Origin of the sequence: Nocardia terpenica (assembly GCF_013186535.1) — a bacterium.
Taxonomy (GTDB): Bacteria; Actinomycetota; Actinomycetes; order Mycobacteriales; family Mycobacteriaceae; genus Nocardia; species Nocardia terpenica.
This window is the reverse complement of the sequence record NZ_JABMCZ010000005.1, coordinates 1,512,506-1,534,627: the sequence shown is the minus strand read 5'-3', so window position 1 is coordinate 1,534,627 and position 22,122 is coordinate 1,512,506. Positions and strand designations below refer to the sequence as shown.

The window sequence follows — 22,122 nt, the reverse complement described above, 5'->3', positions numbered from 1 at the left end:
GCGGAGGCATGAGTCCGGGTCACCGGCTCGTACGGGAGGCGAGGACATAGGACTCTGGTGTGCCGGCTCGGCGCCGGGCACTCTCGGCGACAGGACCACACGGTGCCGGAGGGAGCGTTTGCCCGTGCGTAATCCCGACCGCGCGCCGAACCCGCAGGACATCGATATCTTCCTGTCGTACAGCCACAGTGCGGACAAGGCTCTGGCCCCGGCATTGCAGCGCGGGTTGTCGCATTTGGCGAAACGGTGGTACGAGCCGCGCGCACTCCGGGTATTCCGGGACGGCACCGACCTGAGCGTGGCGCACGATCTCACCGCCGAAATCGAGGATGCCCTACGGCGCTCCAGGTTCTTCGTGCTGCTGGCCTCGCCCGAGGCCGCGGCCTCGCGGTGGGTTGCGCAGGAGATCGCCTATTGGCAGCGCTACCGGGAACCTGAGACCTTCCTCATCGCTCTGACCGGCGGCACGGTGGCGTGGGGGCGAGGCGATTTCGACTGGCGCGCGACGACCGCCCTGCCCAGGTCGCTGTCCGGCTATTTCGCGCGCGAACCCCTCTGGGCGGATCTGTCCTTCGCGCACACCAGGAAGCAGCAATCGCTGCGGAATCGCGAGTTCCGCAGCCAGGTGGCTTCCTTGGCCGCACCGGCGCGCGGTAAGTCGAAGGAGCGGCTCGACAGCGAGGACACTCGCCGACAGCGGCGGTTCCGACAGGCGAGCGGTGTGGCCGTGACCGCCTTGATCCTCCTGGTCGTCGCGGTCCTGGTCCTGAACCAGGTGGCTGGTGCTCGAAAGGTCCGCGCGGACAAGGAAACACGGACCTCCGCCGCCCGCCTCATGGCATCGACCGCGGGCAAGATCCAGTCGACCGATGTTCGTTCCGCGCTGCTGCTCGCCGTCGCTGCCTATCGCACCGATCCGACGCGGGAGAACCTCGCCGCGCTGCTCCGCGCGAACCTGACGAGTCCGAGTCTGGTCCGCTACCTGACAACGGACTCGCCGGTAACGGCGCTGGAGGGCAGCGCCGACGGGCAGAGCATTGTGGCGGGACTCGCCGATGGCCGTGTCGTGCGCTGGGTGCTGGGCCACCCGACGGCGGAAGAACAGCTGATGACACTGCCGTCGGCCGTGTCGATGCTGTCGGTGAGCGCGGACGGCAAGACCGTCGCCGCCTCCGACGGATCGCGTGTGATGCTGTGGCGCAACGGGTCCCCCGAGGACACGCTTTCCGTACCTGCCGGACAGCGCATCGACATCGTCGCGGTCTCACCGTCCGGCAACACCGCGATCGTGCATGGGCGGCTCGCCGTCACGGCGTGTACGGAGTCGACCTCCTGCCTCGCTTCCAGCGAGATCTACGCTGCTTCCAGCCGGGAACCCCTTGCGACACACGATGACTCGTGGGACGAGGGCGGTCTCGTATCCACCTCGAACATCGTCATCACGTCCGATGACGAGGTGTTGCTGTTCGCGCGCGGGGATTGGTCGCGCCTCGAGATCCACCAATGGAAGACCGAAGACGGGCGTACCGGCAACCTCTTCTCCGGGGCGCTGCAGTCGGCTGGAGATCCGGCGGGCGATGGCGGGTCGTTCGGCGCCAATAGCTTCGGCGTCACCGGTAAGGGCGGACCGCTTCCCGTGTGGCGGATCGGAGGCCCGCAGAACGGGGACGCTCCGGAGGGCGTGGCCGACATTCCGCAACCCGACTCGGCCAGCGCGCCGGTGCTGAACATGACCGGCACCACCGCCGCGGGGCTGTATCGCTCCGGCGGAATCTACGTTGTCCCGGTCGCCCCGAGGGGGACGCATCCGGCCGCGGTCGAACTCGGCGGCGCCGCAGTAGAATCCACGAAGCTGCTGCGCTTTCTGGGTGCGTCGGGCCGTCGGCTGATCTCCGCGGCGGGCAACCAGATCACCCTCTGGGATCTGGATCAGGTCGATCGCTTGGCGACCGTCGTTCCGCTGTCGATGACCAGGCCCTGCCGGGCCTGCCCGCCACCGAGCATCGCGCTCTCGCCCGACGGTGGGACGGCGCTCATCTCGGGCGAGCTCACCGGATCGGACAACCGCGATGCGATGGTCGTCCAGCCATTGCACACGCCCGACGAAAAGCCGCAGGTCCTTGCCGATCTGAGCGGAATTCCCCTGTGGCGCGCCGATGGTCGAGCGATCATAATGACGTCGTCGGGAACGGTCTCACGATCGCCGCTTCCATCGAATCTGACAGCGATCGCCGCGCCCAGCAATCGGGCCATCGAGGATGCCCGAATCGGCGCCGATCCGGCGGTCCTCACCGTGGTGGACGCGAAGGGCTCGATCTATCTGCAGGATGCGAACAGCGGGAAGATCACCGAAAAGATTCCGGGCCCACCAGATCTGGCGCCCGGCGATCAAACCCTGCAAGGCGCGGCCATCGACTCGACCGGACACCTGGTGGCCACCGTCTACAACAAGACCGTGCGGGTATTCGACATCACCACACGCCAGGAGGTCGGGCAGCCGATCAGCGCTGACGAGGTGACGAACCTGATGTACGCGGGCCCGCATCTGGTCGTTCGGCGCAAGACCGATCTCGAGGTGTGGAAGCCGGACGGATCGGCCGAGGAACAGACCATCGGCAGCGACGAACCATACGCCCCCAACTGGGCGGTGTCATTGGCTACCGACAGCTCCGGAGCAACCCTCGCCCATGTGGATTCGCGGGGTGCGGTCATCATCGTCGATCGCGCCGACGCCTTGACCCTCGCGACCATCCCGTCGGCCGACACCAACACCGACATCGAAACCGGCGTGGCCATTTCCGCCGACGGCAGACACCTGATCACCGCGTCCGACGGCGGCGCGTTCGGAACCAACGGCAAAATCGTCGAACGCGCTCTCTCCCCGGACGCATTGATCAAGACCGCATGCGCACTCGCAGGCCATGACCTGACCGCCGCCGAGTGGCAACAGCTGCTGAATACCAGCCGCCCACCGGAGGCCACCTGCCCCTGAGGCCAAGGGCCGGGGGACGCCGCCTTTCTCTGATGGCCGGGCGGGAGTCTGGCACCTGGTCAGGGGCGTCGCGATGCTGTTACCGGGGTGTCCGGTGAGCGGCGGGTGGGGGAGTTCCAGGCGCGAAGTGCTTGTGTGAGTGTGGCTTCGGCCGATGTCGTCGTGTCCACCACTGTGGCGGTGGGCCACGGCGGTGTGGTCTCGGCCATGGCGGCGGCGATGGCGGCGGTGGCTTCGGAGTTGCTGCCGGTGCGTGCCGCGATGCGCTCGGCGGCGATGGATTGCGGTGCGTGGCAGCATAGTTCGATCGGGTCGGTGCTGGTTTCGGTGGCCAGGGTGGCGGCTCGGTCGCGGTGGCGGGGGTCGGTCCAGGAGGCGTCGAGCACGACGCTGCGGCCTGTGCTCAGGTGGGTGCGAGCCAGGTCGAGCATCTCGGTGTAGACGCGGTCCTTGGCGCGCGGGCTGTAGGCGCCGCGCCCGTATTCGCCGCTGTGGCCGGGTAATTCGCCTGTGGATCGGAGTTCGGCCCGGACCGTGTCGCTGGACACCACCAGTGCGCCCGTGGCGGCGGCGAGCGCGGCGGCCAGGGTGGATTTGCCGGTGCCGGGCAGGCCGCCGACGAGCGCGAGCCGGACGGTGGCCTTGTCGAGGTGCGAGACTGCGATCTCGGTGTGTCGCACCGCATGTGCGGCCGCCTCGGGGGCGCCCTGTTCGTGGCGGATGCAGTTGACCCTGGCTCGCACGATCGCGCGGTAGGCGATGTAGTGGTGGCGCAGCGACGCGGGCACCGGGTCGTTGGTGAGCGCGCAGTAGTGGTCCAGCAGTTCTTCGGCGTGGCGGGGGTGGTGCAGGAATTCGAGATCCATGGCGAGGAAGGCGATGTCGTCGAGCCGGTCGAGGTGGCGCAGGTCGTCGTCGAAGTCCAGGCAGTCGATGATCCGGAAACCGTCGGGGAGGGCGAAGATGTCACCGGCGTGCAGGTCGCCGTGCCCGTCGACGATGCGGCCATCGGCGATGCGGTTGTCCAGCAACGGTTTCCGGCCGTCGAGGTAGCGGGTGACCAGCGCGGTGATCCGCTCGGTGACAGCGGGGTCGATCGGCGGGTCGGTGAGACCGCTCAGGAGGTCTGCCCATCGCCCGCGCACCGCGTCCACCCGTGCCGCGCGGTCGATGTCGGGTCCGCGATCGGCCCGGTCGTGGAAGCGGGCCAGCAGGTCGGCCAGATCCGTGAGGGCGGTCCGGGTGGCCGCGGGATCGTCGAGCAGCTCGCTGAGCCGGGCCCGGTCGGGCAGTCGCCGCATCACCAGGACGGGTTCGCCCGGGCCGCCGTCGAGGTCGGTGAGATGGGAGATGCCGAGGTACACATCCGGCGACAACCGCCGATTGAGTTCCAATTCCCGCGCGATCGCCCGCTCGCGCCGCTCACGGCTGCCGAAGTCCAGAAAGCCCGTGACGACCGGTCGTTTCACCTTGTAGGCGCGCTCGCCGCACAGCAGCACCAGGCCGCTGTGGGTTTCGCGCACGTCGGCGTAGGGCGAGTGCTCACTCGTCGGCGACGTATTCATGACAGACCTCGCGCGGTCGGGAACGGTTCAGCCGTGGTGGACTTCGAGGATATCGGTCAGGGCGCGGCGCGGGGTGGGCGGCGGGCTGTCGGGTTCGGGAGCGGTGCCGATGCGGATCAGCACCTGGGGTGTCTGGCCGTGTGGCAGCAGCGCCGCTACCGTGCGGCGTCCGGCGGGCAGTTCGGTGAGGTGGGTGATCGGGCAGGTAGCCAGCCCGGCGGCGGTGCATTCCAGCAGCACCGCCGACAGTGCCTCGCCGGTGCGCAGCCAGCGCAGGGGTGACTCGCCGTCGGAGCTGAGCACCGCGACGCGGGCCCGGTCGGTGATCTCGGCGCGGCGCGCGGAATGCGGGGCGGAGGGGAACTTGCGCCCGATGCCGACCCGGGCGCGTTCGGCGTCGGAGATCAGCGCGGTCGGCGGCACGCCGTCGGGGCTGTCGGGATGCCCTGCCCACCAGTGCAATTCGCGCTGGTACAGCAGGTCGTCGTGGCGGGCGGCGGTCGTGGTGTCGGAGACGGCCACCAATCGTGGCAGCGCCTCGTCGTCGAGCACGTCGAATTCGAGGTCGTGCGGGGTGACCAACCGGCGCAGCGCCGGGATCAGGGCGGTCCAGCCGTGTGGCGGCAGCATCGGCAGCCGATCGGTGTAGCGGTAGTCGATGGCGCGGGCGCGGACCGTGATCCCGGCGGGTGGATCGGGCCACGGCCGAAACTCGATTGCCGCCAGATGCCCGGGCTGCCGCGGGTCGGGCAGCCGGACGGTGTCGGTGTGCCAGCCGTGGGCGGCGAAGGTGGTGCGCACGTGGTGCAGCATCGCCCCGCAGCTGATGATCTGCTGGCGGCCGTGCGGATCGGTGCCGGGCAGCATCCGATCCGGATCCAGGTGCAGATGCAGGCGGGTGCCGTCGAAGAGCCAATGCCACGGCTGGGTGTTGTGGACCGAGGGCGCGCGGCTCGCCAGCCGCATCACCGCCAGCAGGGTCCGCTGCTCGGGGACCGGTTTCGTGGCACCGAGGCCGCTCGCTGTCATATTCCGAGCATTGTCCCGGCGGACCGGCGCGGCTACGGCCTTCGGCCTCGGCGCATCGGGTCCATGGTCACAATCCGGGAGAAGGGGCGAAGGTCCCGGCCACCCATCGCCGTACGGCTCTGACGACGGCGAGCGGTATCGATCGAGAATCGCCGGAGAGCAACGCGAACAGGGAGATTCGGATGCCGCGCTGGAGTGACTTCCTCGACCGGTTCCGGCCCGCGGGTGCGCCCGGGGCGGCGGGGCCGGGCGGTGTCCCCGTGGATCGAGCGGCGATCGCCGCGGCGGAGCTGATGCCGCTGCTGGTCCGGCTCGACGACGCGCACGACGAGGCCGACCGGATCCGGCGAGCGGCCGAGGCCCGGGCCGTGCGGCTGCGCGACGAGGGCGATAGCACCGCGGCCGCACTGGTCGACCGGGCCCGCGAGAGTATGGAAACCGTTGCGGCACAAGCTATGACGAAGGCGCTGGCGCAGGCCCGCGAGCGTGCGCCGGATCCAGGGCCCGACGCCGATATCCCCGGCCGTGTGCAGGCCCGACTTCCCGAATACGTCGATCGCGTGGTGGCCGTGGCCCGGGAGATCATTGCCGAACTCGGTGCCACCGGATTCGAAACGACCGGCCGATGAGCGCGGGCTGGGTCGCGGGCACGGTCCGCGCCGCCGGTCTGTCCGAGCGCAGGCTCGGTGCGGCCGTGCACGATCTGGCGGCCGCCGGTTCGCTGGCCGCCGCCCAGCAGATCCTGGCCGCGAGCCCCTACCGCCGTGACGTCCGCCCCGGTGCGTCGCTGGCCGACACCGAGCACGCCGTCGCCGCAGCGACACTGTGGCAGTTGCGGGTACTGGCCGGATGGCAACCACGCACGGGCGCCCGCATGATCCGCTCCCTGGCGGGCGGATTCGAGAGGGCCAATATCGTCGCGCTCGCCGCCACGCTGACCGGGGCGCCGCCCCAGCCGATGTTCGAGCTGGGCGCGCTGCGCTGGGCATGGCCCCACCTGCGCACGGCGCGATCGTTACCGGATCTGACCGTGGCACTGGGGAATTCGCCCTGGGGAGCACCCGGCGGCGACACCGTGGCCGACATCGCCGACGCCCTGGCGATCGCCTGGGCGAGCCGGGTGGCCGCCGACGTTCCGCACGCGGCGGCGTGGGCCGCGGGAGCTGTGGCACTCCTCGTTGCCCGCCGTCGCTTCGTGCAGGCGCGGCCCCTGCCGGAGCCGATCACCCGGCAAGCTCGGCACCTGCTCGGGATCCCCGCGCTGGCGGCCGCGGAGCTGCCCGGCTTCGGTGCCGGGCTACCGCCTGCCGCGCGCTGGGCACTGGACGGCGTCGAGGCGGTCGACGACCTGTGGCGAGCGGAGTTCCGCTGGTGGTCACGGGTAGACCGCGACGGCAGAAACCTGTTGTCGGACAACAGGTTCGGCCCCGCATACGCGATCGGAGCAGTGGCCGCCCTGACCGCCGACGCCTGGCGGGTCCGCGCGGCCCTGCAGATCGCCGCGGGCGCCGGGTCCGTGGCGGACTTCGACGCGATCGTCGGCGGGACAATGCGATGAACCGGTCGCCGTCTCCGACACCTGCGCGCATGCATCGAGCGACGTTCCTCGCGCCTGTGTTCATCCCGCAGGTCGTGGTGGCCGGAGAGACGAACTGGTCGCGGTTCCTGACGCCTGTGCGTGTGCACCGGATGGCGTTCCTCGTGCCCGCGTGCGTGCTTCGGGGGCTCTCGTCACGTCCGTATTTGTTTCGCGGGCTATGCAGGGCGGCGGGCGATGAACTGGCCGCAGCCTCACGCTTGTGCGCATGCCACGGGGTGGGGTTCGTCGTGCCCGTGTGCGTGCTTCGGGGGCTCTTGTCATGTCCGTGTTTGTTTCGCGGGCTGTGCTGGGTGGCGGGCGATGAACTGGCCGCAGCCTCACGCTTGTGCGCATGCCACGGGGTGGGGTTCGTCGTGCCCGTGTGCGTGCTTCGGGGGCTCTTGTCATGTCCGTGTTTGTTTCGCGGGCTGTGCTGGGTGGCGGGCGATGAACTGGCCGCAGCCTCACGCTTGTGCGCATGCCACGGGGTGGGGTTCGTCGTGCCCGTGTGCGTGCTTCGGGGGCTCTTGTCATGTCCGTGTTTGTTTCGCGGGCTGTGCTGGGTGGCGGGCGATGAACTGGCCGCAGCCTCACGCCTGTGCGCATGCCACGGGGTGGTGTTCGTCGCGCCCGTGCTCGTTCTGCTGGGCGGGTGGGGTGATGAGCTGGTCGCGGTTTGTGGTGCCCGTGTTCATTCTGCGGGCTGGTCAGGGCTGGTGAGGCGATGAGCTGGTCGCAGGCCCTGACGCCGGTGCGCATGCAGCGGGTGGCGCTCGTCGCCCCGGAGCCCGCGCTGCGGGCCATGCTCGTGCAGGTGGCGGCGGCGGGGGTGGTTCAGCTTGATCAAGGGGAGCGTGCCGAACACCCGGGAAGCGCTGTGACACCGAGGATTTCGATGCTCGAGCCCGATGGGTCCGTGCTGGAGCGGGACGGGCGCGCGGATCTGGTGGAGGGGGAGAGGCAGGTGCGGGTGCGGGCTGAGTGGGCGGTGCGGCGTCGGGGGGTGGCCGCGATTGCGGGGTGGTGCCCGGAGCCGGAGGTGGCCGGGTTGCGGCAGCGGCTGGAAGCGGTGGGTGCGGCTGTGGTGCCGCTGCCGGTCCCTGCGGGGATCGATCCGCCGACGCTGCTCGCGGGCGGCGCGCCGCTGCGGCGGGCCTTCGCGCCCCTGGTCGGCCTGTACGGGACGATGGCCTACCGCGATGTCGATCCGACCGTGCCCGCGGGGCTGGCGTATGTGGCCATGTTCGGGATGATGTTCGGTGACGCCGGGCACGGGTTGCTGTTGCTGGCGGCGGCGGAGGTGCTGCGGCGGGGGTGGATCGCGAAACTGGCTCGGCTGCGGCGACTGTGGGTCTTCGTCGCCGGGGCCGGGGTCGCCGCCACCGCCTTCGGGCTGCTGTACGGGGAGTTCTTCGGCCCGACCGGTGTTTTGCCGGTGCTGTGGCTGAACCCCCTCGATGATCCCGTGCGGCTGCTGATCGCCGCGGTCGCGGTCGGGGCCGGAATGCTGGCCTGCGCCTACGGATTCGGGGTGGTCAATCGGTGGCGCGAGGGCGGGCTATCGCTGGCGTTGTACGCCTCCTCGGGAATCGCCGGTGCCGCAGCATTTCTCGGTGTGGGTGTGATCACCGCGGGCATCCTGGCGCGGCTGTTCGCGGTCGTGATGGCCGGGGCGGTGGTGGCGGGCGTGGGGCTGATCCTGTCGGTGATCGGCATGTTCGGCGAGTCCGGCGGTGGCGCGGCCGGATTCGCGCGCTCCGGGGTGGGCGTGATCGATCTGGTCGTGCACCTCGGCGCGAATGCCATATCGTTCGCCCGGCTGGCCGCCTTCGGCATGACCCATGCCGCCCTGGGCTGGGTGGTGTGGCAGGCCACCACCGCGGCGGCGAACCTGCCGGTAGCCGGAACAGTGGTTGCCGCAGTGGTTTTCGTGCTCGGCAATGCGGTCGCCTTCGCGCTGGAGGCGCTGGTCGCCGGTGTGCAGGCGCTGCGGCTGGAATTCTACGAATTGTTCTCCAAGATCTTCGCCGGTGCGGGAGAAGCGTTCTCGCCGTGGCGGATCCCCATCCAGGAAACGGAGGGAGCATCGTGCTGAGCTGGATTGTCGCATTGCCGATACTCGTCATCGCCTCGGCGGCAGGAGTTCTCGCGCTGCGCCGTCCCGGCGGGGTCGCGCTGAAGCTGTGCGCCGGTCTCGCGGCCGCGACCATGATGGCCGGGGGCGCGGTGCTGGTGACGGCGATCTCCGCCGGGCCCGCCACCGCGGCGCCCATGGCCGCCGGGGGTGGCGGCAGTACGAATTGGGCGGCCCTGATCGGCGCGGCCATCGCCGTCGCGGGCTCCTCGATCGCCGCCGGGCTGGCCGTCGCCTACACCGGTGCGGCCGCGCTGGCGGCCCTGAGCGAGCGTCCCGAATTGTTCGGGCGGGCGATGGTGATCGTCGGCCTGGCGGAAGGCATCGCCATCTACGGGCTGATCGTGGCGGTCATGCTGATCGGGAAGGCATGAGATGGGTGGCGTCGCGGTGATCGGCGAGCCGGAGCGGGTGCTGGGATACGCCCTGGCCGGTGCCCTGGTATTGGCCGCCTCGGACGCGGCGGCCGTGCGAAAAGCCTGGGACAGCCTCGATTCCGGCACCACGCTGGTGATCGTGACCGCCGCCGCGGCCGACGCCCTGGCCGGGCGAGCGACCTCCGATGCGCCGCTGACGGTGGTGATGCCGGGATGAGCGTTTCCCCGGAGGTCCAGGCCATGACGGCGGCCGTCGGCGCGCCGACGAACCCGGCGGTCGACACCATCGACGCGGCCCTGCACTCGGTGCGGGCGGAAATCCTGCGCCGGGCGACCGAGGACGCCGACCACACGCTGGAGGCGGCGTGCGCACAGGCGTCAGCCGCCCGTGCCCGCGCCGAATCCGAAGCGTCCGAGATCCTCTCGCATGCGGAGGCCGCCGGAAACGCCCGGGCAGCCGCGGTATCGGCCGTGGAGCGGCGGCGCATCACCCGCGAGCGGCGGTCACGCCTGCTGGCCCGGCAGCGCGACGCCTACGACCGATGGCGAGCCGCCGCCACGACCGCGGTCCTGGGCCTGCGCGCCGACCCCGACTACGCGACGATACGAAACGGCCTGCGAGACTCGGCTGTTCGCCTGCTCGGAGCGCAATGCGACATCGTCGAGGACCCGGCGGGCGGAGTGATGGCCCGATCCGGCGGCCGGATTCTGGATCTCCGGCTGAGCACCATCGCCGTCCGCGCGCTGGACCGTGTCGAACCCGAGATCGGAGGACTGTGGGCATGAACGACACACCCGCACCTCGCGTCCGCCGCGTCTCCGGCCCGCTGGTGGAGGTGACGAACTTCCCGGGCGCGGCAATGAACGACCTGGTCGCCCTCGGCGACGACGCCATACCGGCCGAGGTGGTCGGCATCCGCGACGGCCGGGTGACGGTGCAGGCGTTCGAATACTCGGGCGGTCTCGGCCCGGGTGCGGCAGTGACACCGTCGGGCCGCCCCTTGTCGGCGCGGCTGGCTCCGGATCTGCTCGGCGGCGTATTCGACGGACTGCTACGGCCTTTGGCGAACGCCGGGACATGGTTGCTCCCCGGCGGCTACTCACACACCGGGAACACGCGTCGGCTGTTCCGGCCGAGGGTTTCGGCCGGGGACGAGGTGGGCCCGGGCAGCGTGCTGGGCGTGCTCGACGGCAGCGGACCGGTGGAGTACCGGGTGCTGGTCCCGCCGTCGAGCGCCGGTCGGGTGGATTCGATTGCCGCCGAGGGCGAATACGCCGCCGCCGACACCGTGGCGGTGGTGGCGGGTCTTCCGATTGCCGCCGAACAGTACTGGCCCGTGCGCACGCCGCGACCGGTGCGCGGTCGCCGCGGCACGCTCGATCCCCTGCACACCGGTCAGCGCGCGGTCGATCTGCTCTTCCCGGTCACCAAGGGCGGAACGGTCGCAGTGCCGGGCGGATTCGGCACCGGCAAGACGATGCTGCTGCAACAGGTGGCCAAATGGTGCGACGCCGATGTCATCGTCTACGTCGGGTGCGGGGAGCGGGGCAACGAGATGGCCGAGATCATGGGCGAGATGTTCGCCCTGACCGACCCGCGCACCGGCGGACGCCTGGCCGACCGGACCGTGGTCATCGCCAACACCTCCAATATGCCGATGATGGCGCGCGAGGCCAGCGTCTACACCGGCGTCACCGTCGCCGAATACTTCCGGGACATGGGCTACCACACGGTGGTGATCGCCGATTCGACCTCCCGGTGGGCGGAAGCGTTGCGGGAGTTCGCCTCCCGGACCGGCGAGTTGCCCGCCGAGGAGGGGTATCCCGCGGATCTGGCCTCGGCCCTGGCCGCCTTCTACGAACGCGCCGGGGCGGTAACGACATCGAACGATTCGGTGGGCTCGGTCACGATCGTCGGCGCGGTGTCGCCTCCGGGTGGAGACCTGTCCGAACCGGTCACCGCGCACACCGAACGATTCGTGCGCTGCCGCTGGACCCTGGACCGGGACCTGGCCTACGCCCGGCACTATCCCGCGCTGTCGTGGGCGGCGTCGTTCTCCCACGATGTCGACGCGGTCGCGGCCGGATACGCCGCCGCGGGCGACCTCGACTGGGCGCAGCGCCGCGGCCGGATCGTGGGCCTGCTCGCCGAGGCCGATCGGCTCGCCGCCCTGACCGAACTGGTGGGGCTGGACACCCTGCCTCCCGATCAGCGCATGGTGGTGCTGGCGGGCCGCCTGCTGCGCGAGGGCGTGTTGCAGCAGAACGCGTTGTCGCCCAACGATGCCCACTGCTCCATGACCAAGACGGTCGCCCTGGTGGAGGCCCTGCTGACGGTGATCGACCGCTGCCGGGAACTGGCCGCCACCGGTATCGCTCCCGAACGCGTCGAGGCCGTCGACTTCGGTCCCCTGGTCCGCGCCCGAGAGGCGGCGGGACCGGACGACACCGAGGCGGTCGCGCAGCGGCGAGACATGCTGCTCACCCGGCTGGCGAGGCTGGTATGACCGCGGCCGAATGGATTCGATACACGACGGTCCAGGAGCTGCGCGGGCCGCTGCTGATGGTCTCCGGCGTCGGCGAGGTGCGGTGGGACGAGTCCGTCCGCATCGAGCTCGCCGGTGGTGAGCGCCGCCACGGGATCGTGCTCGACGTGGCCGACGACGTGGCCGTCGTGGAAATGCTGGAAGGCACCGCGGGCATGGACCCGGATCGCACCGTCGTCGAATTCGCCGGTGCGCCTTTCGATATCCCCGTCGGGGACGGCTGGCTGGGGCGGGTGTGCAACGGGCGCGGCGTGCCGCTGGACGAGGGACCGCCGGTGCTCGGCCCACGGATGCCGGTATCGGGAGCACCGCTCAATCCGATGCGTCGGGAGCCACCGGCCGATCCGATCCGCACCGGAATTTCGGTGATCGACGCGCTCACCACCGTCGTGCGCGGGCAGAAGCTGCCGGTCTTCTCGGCGCCGGGACTGCCGCACCTGCGGCTGGCCTGCCAGATCGCGGCCCAGTCCAGCACCGGAGACGACCCGTTCTGCGTGGTAGTCGCCACCATGGGGCTCACCCACGCCGACGCCGACTATGTCCGCGACGCGCTCGACGAGCGCAGTGCCGCGGGCGAATTGGTGCTGCTGCTGAACCTGGCCGACGATCCGGTCGTGGAAAGGCTGCTCACACCCCGGGCGGCGCTGACGATCGCCGAGCACCTGGCCTTCGGCGAGCCGGGCGGACGGCACGTGCTTGTGGTGCTCGCCGATATGACCAACTACGCCGAGGCATTGCGCGAGGTGTCCGCCGCGCGCGGCGAAATCCCCAGCCGCCGAGGCTATCCCGGCTACCTGTACAGCGACCTCGCCTCACTGTACGAGCGCTGCGGGCGCATTCGCGGACGGACCGGATCGATCACCGTGGTCCCGGTGCTGACCATGCCCGGCGGCGACATCACCCACCCGGTACCCGATCTCACCGGCTACATCACCGAAGGGCAGATCGTGCTGTCGGCCGAACAGCAGGCGCGCGGAACCTATCCGCCGGTGGACGCGCTGTCGTCGCTGTCGCGGCTCATGCGCCACGGCACCGGTGCGGGCCGTACCCGCGCCGACCATCCCGCCGTCGCCGCGCAGCTGCTGTCCGCGCTGGCGCGCGCCCGGCAGGTGCGGGAATTGAGCGAGCTGATCGGCACCGGGGCGCTGACCGAAATCGACCGCGCCCACCTGGAATTCGCGGACGCCTTCACCACCGAACTGGTCGATCAGGGCGTCGGCGAATGCCGCGATCTCGACGACACCCTCGACCGGGCGTGGCAGGCGCTCACCCGATTACCGCGTGCGGCCCTCACCATGCTGCCGGACGAGTTGCTCGACGCACACGAGATGAGTTGACATGGCGGCGTTACGAATTCCGCCCGGACGCGCCGGGCGGGTCTGGCTCCGGGACCGCATCGCCGTGGCCGACTCGGCGCTGTCGCTGCTGGAACGCAAACGCACGATTCTCGAACGGCAGCACCGGCGGCTGCGCGAGCGATCCGCGCGCACCGGGGACGCCTGGGCAGCGGCCTGCACGGCGGCGCGGACCTGGCAGCTGCGGGCGCTGCTCGCGGGCGGGCAACGATCATTGATACTGGCTGCCGCACGCGGGCGCGCCGAGATCACCGTCGACCTCGCGATGTCGGCCGGGGTGCGCTACCCGGACGCCGTGCGGTGCACGGTGCCCCGCGACGAGCCGATCGGCGGCACAACGGTTCTGCTGCATGCGCGTGCCGCGCACGCCGACGCACTGATCGCCGCCGCGGAACACGCCGCCGCACTGGCGGCCGTGTACGCGGTGGAACGCGAACTCGCCGCCACCCGGGTCCGCGCCCAAGCCCTGCGCCACCGCCGCATCCCCGCACTCCGATCCGCACTCACCGCACTCGAGATCGCACTCGAGGAACGCGAACGCGCCGAACGGATCTCACTGCTGCGCGCCGCCCACCAACCGCAGTGAGCCGACGAGCCGAGACCGTCGAGAGTTCAACAACACTGGATCGTCTCGGTGGGCGTGGCCCGCCGGTCGGAGGTCATGGGCAACGGCGCACCGGCCGGACCGTGACACTCGCCGTCACTCCCTTCGGTCATTCGATGACGACGGCCAGGGCGAATCCGGCGCGGTAGGTGCTGGCCGTGACAGGTCTGCGCACGGATCGGGCGGTTAGGACGATGGCTACGATGCCCGGCATGCCCCGGAATCGTCGCGGTTGCCCGGCGCCTGTTCGCGACGGAAGGCTACGAATCCACGACCATGGCCACCATCGCGAAAGCGGCGGGAATCACGGGCAACACCGCGTACTGGTACTTCCAGGACAAGGACGAGTTGCTGGTCGCGGTGCTCGAGACCGCAGTCGCCGAAACAATCGGCCGACCGCCTCCTCTGGGTGGTCGACGCCCTCCAACGGGAGCACCGACTGATTACCACCGCGCATGCACGGACCTCCCTGTCCCCGGCCATTGATGCATGGCACAGGCGGTTTCACCGAATGGCCGAAAGCGAACTTGCCGCCGCGGGTGTCGCGCCGGACACCGGCTGCGAGTCGCCATCGCCCGCGCCCGCTGGCCCCGCCATTTGACCACCTTCGGCGTGGCCCGCAATCTCGGCAAGCAGTCGATAGTGTTGGACCCACAGCACCCGAGCTGGTTGAGTCTCTGCGCCGTGCCCTAGCGCGACAATCATCGCGATATGTTTTTCTTTCGGGCTGGCGGCCCAGCGATCGGTGAGCGAATGTGGCTGGCGGAGAAGACCGTCGAGGACTATGTCTCCCACCTGCTCGCGCTCCCTCCCACGCCCCGCGGTAGCCCGCTAGAGAGCTTGGGCGGGCTCGTCGTCCGCGGGCCGCTCGACGATATGCAGGATGTCGGCGAGCGGTAGCCGCGGCGTCGAGGGCGGGCGGTCGGCGGATTCCGGTACCGCGCCGACGCGCACGAGGACCTGCGGCAGACCGACGGCCTCAATCAGATTCCGCACGACGGTGCGGCTGCGCGGGAACTCGGTCAGGTGCGTGAGCGGGCAGGTGGCGTATCCGGATCGAGTGCATTCCAGCAGCAGCGTGGACAGGGCCGCGCCACAGCGGAGCAGATCGAGGTGGCCGTCGGTGGGAGTGGACAGGACGAGGATGCGGGAGCGATCGGCCTCGATCCGCGGGTGCCGGGGTTCGGCGCCCGTGGTGGGGAAGGCGCGGCCGACCGGGACGCGCTGCTGTTCGTCGGCGGTCAGCAACGCCGTGGGCGGAACACCTGCGGTATCGCTGAGATGTCCTGTCCACCAACGCAGCTCGATCTGGTACTCGCTATCGAAGCGGCGCAGTGCGCGGGTCAGCTGCGAGGCGTGCGTCAGCGCCGGACGGCAGTTCTCGGCGAGGACCGTGAGCGCGGCGTCCTCGGGGTCGAGCGCGGTCCGCAGCGCGGCCTCGGTGTCGTCCCAGTGCGGGGGAGCGCCGAACGGGAGCCGGTTGGTGCGGCGCCGTTCGATCGCCTCGGCCCGTTCCCGGTCGATGCCGGTCACTGCTCGGGTGGGCACGAACCGGACGGTGGCGAGATGGTCACGCCGATTCGGGTCGGGGAGGTAGGCGACGAGGGTGCGCCAGCCGAGTGCCGCCGACGCCACCCGCAGATGATCCAGCGCGATACCGCAGCCGAGGATCATCTGGCGGCCGGTGGTATCGGCGCCGGGCAGCATCCGCTCGCGCACCGCGTACAAGCGCAGCCGATCCTGTTCGAACACCCATCGCCACGGCTGCGCATTGTGCAGTGACGGTGCGCGACCGGCCGATCGGACGGCCTGTTCGATGATGTCGCCGGGAGGCACGCTGGTCATGGACTGACAGTAGGAACCGCCATGCCGGGAACGCAGAGTCTTTGGTCCCGGCACCAGACCCCTGTCGTTCGTACCGGAGCCCCTATCGGGCGTAACGATTCCCGAGCACGCTCGAAGTATGAACGCCCCCACGGTAGCGATCGATGGCCGCCGCTGCGACGCGGTCCTGTTCGATATGGATGGCGTCGTCACCGACAGCGCCACCCGCCATGCCGCCGCCTGGACCGAACTGTTCGACGCCTTCCTCGCCGCGCGCACGTCCGCACCCGGCGAGAACACCGCGCCCTTCACCATGCTCGACTACGAACGCCACGTCGACGGCAAGCCCCGGTACAGCGGGGTCGCCGATTTCCTTGCCTCCCGGGGTATTTCACTACCCGATGGGGAACCGGCCGATCCCGGCGACGCGCAGACGGTGTGCGGGCTGGGCAACCGCAAGGATCAGCTGTTCCTGGAACGCATTGCCCGCGAAGGCGTCCCGGCCTTCGCCTCCACGGTGGCACTGGTCCGGACACTACGAGGCGCGGGCATCGGCACGGCCGTCTTCTCGGCCAGCCGCAACTGCGCCCGGGTGCTGGAGGCGGCCGGGATCGGTGACCTGTTCGCCGTTCGGGTCGACGGGCTGGATGCCGAAATCCTCCGTCTCCCGGGCAAACCCGATCCGGCCACGATGTTCGAGGCCGCGCTCCGCCTGCACGCCGACCCCGAGCGGACCGTTGTCGTCGAGGACGCCGAGGCCGGGGTCGCGGCCGGGAGAAGCGGCGGGTTCGGGCTGGTCGTCGGCGTCGACCGGGTCGGCCATGCCGGTCGCCTGCTCGAGCACGGCGCGGACGTCGTCGTCGCCGATCTCGCAGAGATCGAGGTGCGCAACGGGTTTCGCCGCATGTCGGAGGTGCCGGATGCGTCCTCGTCCTGGTGGCGCATCGCCGACCGGCTCGACGCCGACACCCCGGCCGTGCTCCTGGATTTCGACGGCACCCTGTCGGACATCGTCGCCGCCCCCGACACCGCCAGGTTGGTGGATGGAGCCGCCGACGCCCTCGCCCGCCTGGTCGCACACTGCCCGGTCGCGATCATCAGCGGCCGCGATCTCGACGACCTCCGCACCAGGGTGGGAGTACCCGGGATCTGGTACGTGGGCAGCCACGGCTTCGAACTGCTGGACCCCGAGGGGACCGTGCACGTCCACGACGCGGGGGCGAGTTCCGCATCCGCCTTGGCCGCCGCTGCCGCCGAGCTCGGCGACGCCCTGCGTGACATTCCGGGAGTGCGAGTGGAGCACAAGCGATTTGCGGTGGCAATTCACTATCGTGGGGTCCCCGCCCGGCAGGTCGCCGCTGTCTCGGCCGCCGCGCACGCTGCCCGAAGCCGAGCGGGTCTGCGGATCACCCACGGCCGCAAGGTCGTCGAGCTGCGTCCCGATATCGACTGGGACAAGGGCAAGGCGGTGGGCTGGATCCTGGACCATCTCGCGAAACCTGTTGTCCCACTCTATATAGGTGATGACCTCACCGATGAGGATGCCTTCGACGCCGTCACCGCCGATGGAATACCGGTCATGGTGCGCCATCCCGACTCCGGTGACCGGCGCACCGCCGCCCATTTCGCGGTGGACAGTCCCGCTCGGGTGCGCGATCTGCTCGATCGCGTCGTCGCCTACCTCGCGGACGGAACCACCTCGCACGTGACCGAGTCCTGGGTGTTGGCCTACGACGGCTACGATCCGGCCACCGAACGACTGCGCGAGGCGCTGTGCACCGTGGGCAACGGTTATCTCGCCACCCGCGGTGCCGCACCCGAATCTCGCGCCGGAGAACATCATTACCCGGGCACCTACATTGCCGGTATCTACAATCGGCTCACCGATGTGATCGCCGGGCAGGCCGTCGCCAACGAAAGCCTGGTCAACATGCCGAACTGGCTGCCGGTGACCTGGCGCGTCGACGGCGGGGACTGGTTCGACATCGATTCCGTCGAGATCCTGTTCTACCGGCAGGAATTCGATCTGCGCCGGGCCGTGCTGACCCGGCGGTTCCGTTACCGCGACGGCGACGGGCGGCTCGCCGCCGTCACTCAGCGCCGCGTTGCGGCCATGCACGAACCGCACCTGTGCGCGATGGAAACCACTGTCACGGCGGAGAATTGGCACGGGCGGATCACGGTCCGCTCGGTCGTCGACACCGACGTGCGTAATGCGCTGGTGGCGCGCTACCGCGACCTGGCCTGCGATCATCTCACTGCGCCGATCGTCTTCCGGCCCGGCTCGCGGACCGTGGTGACGGTCGTCGGTACCAACCAGTCGCATGTCGCGCTCGCGGTCGCGGCCCGCACCATCGTGCAGGACGGCACCGAAAAGGTCATGGCGACAGCACGATCCGTCGACGAGTCCGGATCGTTCGGGCATGACACCGACGTCGTCGTCGGCATGGGGGAGACGGTCGCGGTGACCAAATTCGCCGCCGTCGTCACCGGCCGCGACCACGCGGTGTCCGCTCCCGAAGACCAGGCGGTGCGCCTGCTGGATCGAGTCGGCGAATTCGACGACCTGCTCGCCGACCACGCCGCGGCGTGGGAGAGCCTGTGGGGACGGCTGCGCATCGACCTGGACAGCAGCGCCACCGCCGCCCGCACCCTGCGACTGCATCTGCTGCATCTGGCCCAGACGCTGTCCCCGCACACCATCGACCTCGATGTCGGCGTCCCGGCCCGCGGCCTGCACGGTGAGGCGTATCGCGGCCACGTGTTCTGGGACGAGCTGTTCGTTCTTCCGGTGCTGGATCTCCGCTTTCCCGCTCTCACTCGGGCGCTGCTGCACTATCGGTACCGCCGACTCCCCGAAGCCCGCCGCCTGGCCCGCGAGAACGGCTGCGCCGGAGCGCTTTTCCCGTGGCAGTCCGGCAGCGACGGCCGCGAGGAGAGCCAGCGGCTGCACCTGAATCCCCGCTCCGGACACTGGAATCCGGACCCCAGCCGCCGCGCGCACCACGCCGGAATCGCCGTCGCCCACACCGCATGGCAGTACTACCAGGTGACCGGCGACCGAGAGTTCCTGGCCGACATCGGAACCGAGCTGCTGGTGGAGATCGCCCGCTTCTGGGCGAGCAGCGCCACGTACGACCCCGCCGACGATCGCTATCACCTGCGCGGAGTCATCGGCCCGGACGAGTTCCATTCCGGCTATCCACACGCACCCTACGACGGCATCGACGACAACGCGTACACGAATGTCATGGCCTCGTGGGTGATTCGCCGTGCCCACGAAGCCCTGCATCTCCTCGCACCGCGCACGCGCGCCGAACTCCTACAGTCCCTGCGCATCACACCCGCCGAACGCGCGCACTGGAACGAGGTCGCCGATCGCTTGTTCGTGCCCTTCCATGACGAGGTGATCAGTCAGTTCGCCGGGTATCACGAACTGGCCGAACTGGATTGGGACGACTACCACCACCGCTACGGCGACATCCAACGCCTGGACCGCATCCTGGAGGCCGAGGGCGACGACGTCAACCGCTACCGCGCCGCCAAACAAGCCGACGTCCTCATGCTGTTCTACCTGCTGTCCGCCGACGAACTACGAGATCTACTGGGGCACATGGGCTACGACCTTCCCGGCGACATGATCCCCCGCACCGTCGACTACTATCTGGCCCGCACCTCCCACGGCTCGACCCTCAGCGCCGTCGTCCACGCCTGGGTCCTCGCCCGCGCCAACCGCGACCACGCCCTGGACTTCTTCACCACCGTCCTGGAATCCGACGTCACCGACATCCAGGGCGGCACCACCGCCGAAGGCATCCACCTCGCCGCCATGGCCGGCAGCATCGACCTCCTCCAGCGCTGCTTCACCGGCCTGGAAATCCGCGACGACCGCCTGATCCTCAACCCCCACTGGCCACCAACCCTCGGCACCCTGACCTTCCCGATCACCTACCGCGGCCACCGCCTGACCCTCCGCATCGGCGCGGAACTGGTCGAGGTCGCCTCCGAACCCGGAGATTCGCCGCCGATCGACATCGAATACCGAGGCAAGCGATTCAGCCTGGCCGCGGGCGGTGTGGTGCGGTTGCTCACGGACCTCACTGCGAGTTCCTTATGAAAGAAGGCGGGTTACACAGCGCTACTCGTCAGCGGTATCGGGCCGAAAGGTACGTTCCGTGCCCGGCGTTGTACGCCTGACGACTCCGGAAGCCGAGCTTGGTTCATGGCCGCTGAAACGCCGCTGCCACACCACGAACCGATCGCAGGTCGGATGACCGGCTGTTCCCGAATCATGATGTCGCCGAGTTACTTCGATCCGGCGGCATTGGATCGGTACCCGGGTGGTGTATGCGATGCACCCGCAGATGGTGACCGAGTTGATGGGGCCGTATCGTCGCTGGGTCGCCGGTCGGCGCATCGATCGAATCCTTGTGGGGCGGAATGTAAACGGTCCAGGGGGCATTGTGTGCGCCTGCGAGTCGTATTGAGACGAAAGAATGTGCGCGCAGGCGTTATTCGAGGCAGATGGCCAATCGCCCGGCCACACATGCCATCATCGGATCACTGATACGAAACCGCCACTGTGAGTAGGGGTTCGCATCCACTGGCTGGCTGCTTAGAATGAGATCTGTCTGCGGCTGGAACATTGCGAGGAAACCATGTACAAAAAGTTGGCCGCCCTGGGCGCTGCCCTTTTCGCCTTCTCCCTGCCGATGTCGGGTTCACCAGCCGTCGGTGCCCCGGTATCCGGCCCGAATACGCTCTTTCCCCTCGGCCGGATCACCGTCGATGTCGTGACCGTCAATGGATCCGGCTGCCCCCAGGGCACAGCGGCTGTGGCGGTCGCTGCCGATAACACGGCCTTCACCGTGACCTACAGCCAGTTCACGGCACTGGTGGGTGTGGGAGCCGACCCGACCGACTTCCGGAAGAACTGCCAGCTCGTTCTGCAAGTACATGTCCCGCAGGGCTTCACCTACGGGATAGCTTCCGCGGACTACCGCGGCTTCGCGCACCTGGGCGCCGGAGCGACAGCTCTGGAAAGGGCTCGGTACTACTTCCAGGGCGACTCGGCGACCGAATATGTCGACCATCCCTTGAGCGGTTTTTACGATGACGACTGGCAGATGACGGACACGACCGATGTCGGGGCGATCGTGTTCCAGCCCTGCGGTCAAACTCGCGATTTCAACATCAATACCGAGTTGCGTGTGAAAGCCGGTACATCGGACCCGTATACGACCACCAGCTTCATCACCATGGATTCCACGGACGGAAGTATCGTCACCACCTACCACTTCGCGTGGAAGCAGTGCTGAGAGCGCGACAGTAACGAACCTTCCACCCGAGATATGTTGTCCCAGTAGGGGTTTCGGTCTGATGCGGTATCGCTTACAGTGATAGGTCTCAGTGCGGTAGGTCTGCTACCGGAGCATTGTGAGGGGAAATCATGCACAAGAAGTTCGCCGCCGTCAGCGCTGCCCTTTTCACGCTCGCCGTTCCGATGTCCGGCGCACCGGCTTCCGGGGCGTCGGGACCCGCCTGGACCTCGACCCCTCCGCCCGACAAGATCGTCATCGACGTCGTGACCGTCAATGGGACCGGTTGCCCACAGGGAACAGCGGTTGTCGCGGTCGCGCTCGACAATACGGCCTTCACGGTGACCTACAGCCAATACACCGCGAAGGCGGGTTCGGGAGCCGACCCGACCGACTTCCGCAAGAACTGCCAGCTCGACCTGAGAGTGCATGTTCCCCAAGGCTTCACCTACGGGATAGCCTCGGCGGACTATCGCGGATTCGCGCATCTGGAACTCGGAGCGACCGCTCTGGAACGTGCCAGATACTACTTCCAGGGCAACTCGCCGACCCAATACGCCGACCACCCGTTCACCGGCCTCATGGACGACGACTGGCAGGAGACGGACTCGACCGATGTGGGGTCCGTAGTCTACGAGCCGTGCGGAGAAGAACGCGACTTCGACATCAATACCGAATTGCGGGTGAAGACCGGCACATCGGACCCCAAGACCACCAGCTTCATCACCATGGATTCCACGGACGGAAGTATCGTCACGACCTACCATTTCGCGTGGAAGCAGTGCTGAGGGCGGGGGCT

17 protein-coding genes are annotated in these 22,122 nt (G+C 69.2%); 14 read left to right on the top strand and 3 right to left on the bottom strand.

Annotation, left to right across the window (positions count from 1 at the left end):
* Positions 1–124 precede the first annotated feature (124 nt).
* Positions 125–2,992 carry a toll/interleukin-1 receptor domain-containing protein gene (locus HPY32_RS42870; RefSeq protein ID WP_171983308.1) on the top strand — a complete coding sequence of 956 codons (2,868 nt, stop codon included), beginning with the start codon at positions 125–127 and terminating at the stop codon, positions 2,990–2,992.
* Positions 2,993–3,051: 59 nt separating this feature from the next.
* Here the strand turns inward: HPY32_RS42870 and HPY32_RS42865 are convergent, their stop codons facing one another.
* The gene (locus HPY32_RS42865) at positions 3,052–4,557 is read right to left on the bottom strand and encodes a bifunctional aminoglycoside phosphotransferase/ATP-binding protein (RefSeq protein ID WP_067586197.1); all 1,506 of its coding nucleotides are present in this window, start codon (positions 4,555–4,557) and stop codon (positions 3,052–3,054) included.
* Positions 4,558–4,584: 27 nt separating this feature from the next.
* Positions 4,585–5,586: an Acg family FMN-binding oxidoreductase gene (locus HPY32_RS42860; protein WP_067586201.1), complete on the bottom strand. Its 1,002-nt coding sequence runs from the start codon at positions 5,584–5,586 to the stop codon at positions 4,585–4,587.
* A gap of 182 nt (positions 5,587–5,768) precedes the next feature.
* Here HPY32_RS42860 and HPY32_RS42855 point away from each other — a divergent pair, with 182 nt between their 5' ends.
* The 10 genes from HPY32_RS42855 to HPY32_RS46745 all read left to right on the top strand — a co-directional run bounded on the left by HPY32_RS42855 (position 5,769) and on the right by HPY32_RS46745 (position 14,667).
* On the top strand, positions 5,769–6,215 hold the full coding sequence (locus tag HPY32_RS42855) for a hypothetical protein (protein WP_067586204.1): 447 nt from the start codon (positions 5,769–5,771) through the stop codon (positions 6,213–6,215).
* Positions 6,212–7,144 (top strand): hypothetical protein, encoded by a 933-nt coding sequence (locus HPY32_RS42850; protein WP_067586207.1) that lies wholly within the window; start codon positions 6,212–6,214, stop codon positions 7,142–7,144. The genes HPY32_RS42855 and HPY32_RS42850 overlap by 4 nt, the downstream gene beginning before the upstream one ends.
* Before the next feature lie 745 nt (positions 7,145–7,889).
* Positions 7,890–9,260: a V-type ATPase 116kDa subunit family protein gene (locus HPY32_RS42845; protein WP_067586210.1), complete on the top strand. Its 1,371-nt coding sequence runs from the start codon at positions 7,890–7,892 to the stop codon at positions 9,258–9,260.
* A complete protein-coding gene (locus HPY32_RS42840; protein WP_067586213.1) occupies positions 9,254–9,673 on the top strand; it encodes an ATP synthase subunit C in 420 nt (139 codons plus the stop codon). Before HPY32_RS42845 ends, HPY32_RS42840 begins: the two co-directional genes overlap by 7 nt.
* A gap of 1 nt (position 9,674) precedes the next feature.
* Complete coding sequence (locus tag HPY32_RS42835) at positions 9,675–9,893, top strand: hypothetical protein (RefSeq protein WP_067586216.1); 219 nt, start codon at positions 9,675–9,677, stop codon at positions 9,891–9,893.
* Positions 9,890–10,462 carry a V-type ATP synthase subunit E family protein gene (locus HPY32_RS42830; RefSeq protein WP_067586218.1) on the top strand — a complete coding sequence of 191 codons (573 nt, stop codon included), beginning with the start codon at positions 9,890–9,892 and terminating at the stop codon, positions 10,460–10,462. The genes HPY32_RS42835 and HPY32_RS42830 overlap by 4 nt, the downstream gene beginning before the upstream one ends.
* Entirely contained in the window at positions 10,459–12,183 is a 1,725-nt protein-coding gene (locus HPY32_RS42825; RefSeq protein ID WP_067595519.1) for a V-type ATP synthase subunit A, read from the top strand. The genes HPY32_RS42830 and HPY32_RS42825 overlap by 4 nt, the downstream gene beginning before the upstream one ends.
* A complete protein-coding gene (locus tag HPY32_RS42820) occupies positions 12,180–13,559 on the top strand; it encodes a V-type ATP synthase subunit B (protein ID WP_067586221.1) in 1,380 nt (459 codons plus the stop codon). The genes HPY32_RS42825 and HPY32_RS42820 overlap by 4 nt, the downstream gene beginning before the upstream one ends.
* A gap of 1 nt (position 13,560) precedes the next feature.
* A complete protein-coding gene (locus HPY32_RS42815; RefSeq protein ID WP_082871226.1) occupies positions 13,561–14,163 on the top strand; it encodes a V-type ATP synthase subunit D in 603 nt (200 codons plus the stop codon).
* Between the two features lie 195 nt (positions 14,164–14,358).
* A complete protein-coding gene (locus tag HPY32_RS46745) occupies positions 14,359–14,667 on the top strand; it encodes a helix-turn-helix domain-containing protein (protein WP_082871227.1) in 309 nt (102 codons plus the stop codon).
* Positions 14,668–15,012: 345 nt separating this feature from the next.
* Here HPY32_RS46745 and HPY32_RS42805 read toward each other — a convergent pair whose 3' ends face one another.
* Positions 15,013–16,026 (bottom strand): Acg family FMN-binding oxidoreductase, encoded by a 1,014-nt coding sequence (locus tag HPY32_RS42805; RefSeq protein ID WP_067586224.1) that lies wholly within the window; start codon positions 16,024–16,026, stop codon positions 15,013–15,015.
* A gap of 118 nt (positions 16,027–16,144) precedes the next feature.
* Between HPY32_RS42805 and otsB the strand changes: the two genes are divergently transcribed.
* The 3 genes from otsB (at position 16,145) to HPY32_RS42790 (ending at position 22,111) form a co-directional block, all read left to right on the top strand.
* On the top strand, positions 16,145–20,122 hold the full coding sequence (gene otsB, locus HPY32_RS42800) for a trehalose-phosphatase (RefSeq protein ID WP_067586227.1): 3,978 nt from the start codon (positions 16,145–16,147) through the stop codon (positions 20,120–20,122).
* Between the two features lie 541 nt (positions 20,123–20,663).
* Positions 20,664–21,323 carry a DUF4360 domain-containing protein gene (locus tag HPY32_RS42795; RefSeq protein WP_082871228.1) on the top strand — a complete coding sequence of 220 codons (660 nt, stop codon included), beginning with the start codon at positions 20,664–20,666 and terminating at the stop codon, positions 21,321–21,323.
* A 131-nt stretch (positions 21,324–21,454) separates the two neighbouring features.
* The gene (locus tag HPY32_RS42790; protein WP_082871229.1) at positions 21,455–22,111 is read left to right on the top strand and encodes a DUF4360 domain-containing protein; all 657 of its coding nucleotides are present in this window, start codon (positions 21,455–21,457) and stop codon (positions 22,109–22,111) included.
* Positions 22,112–22,122 lie beyond the last annotated feature (11 nt).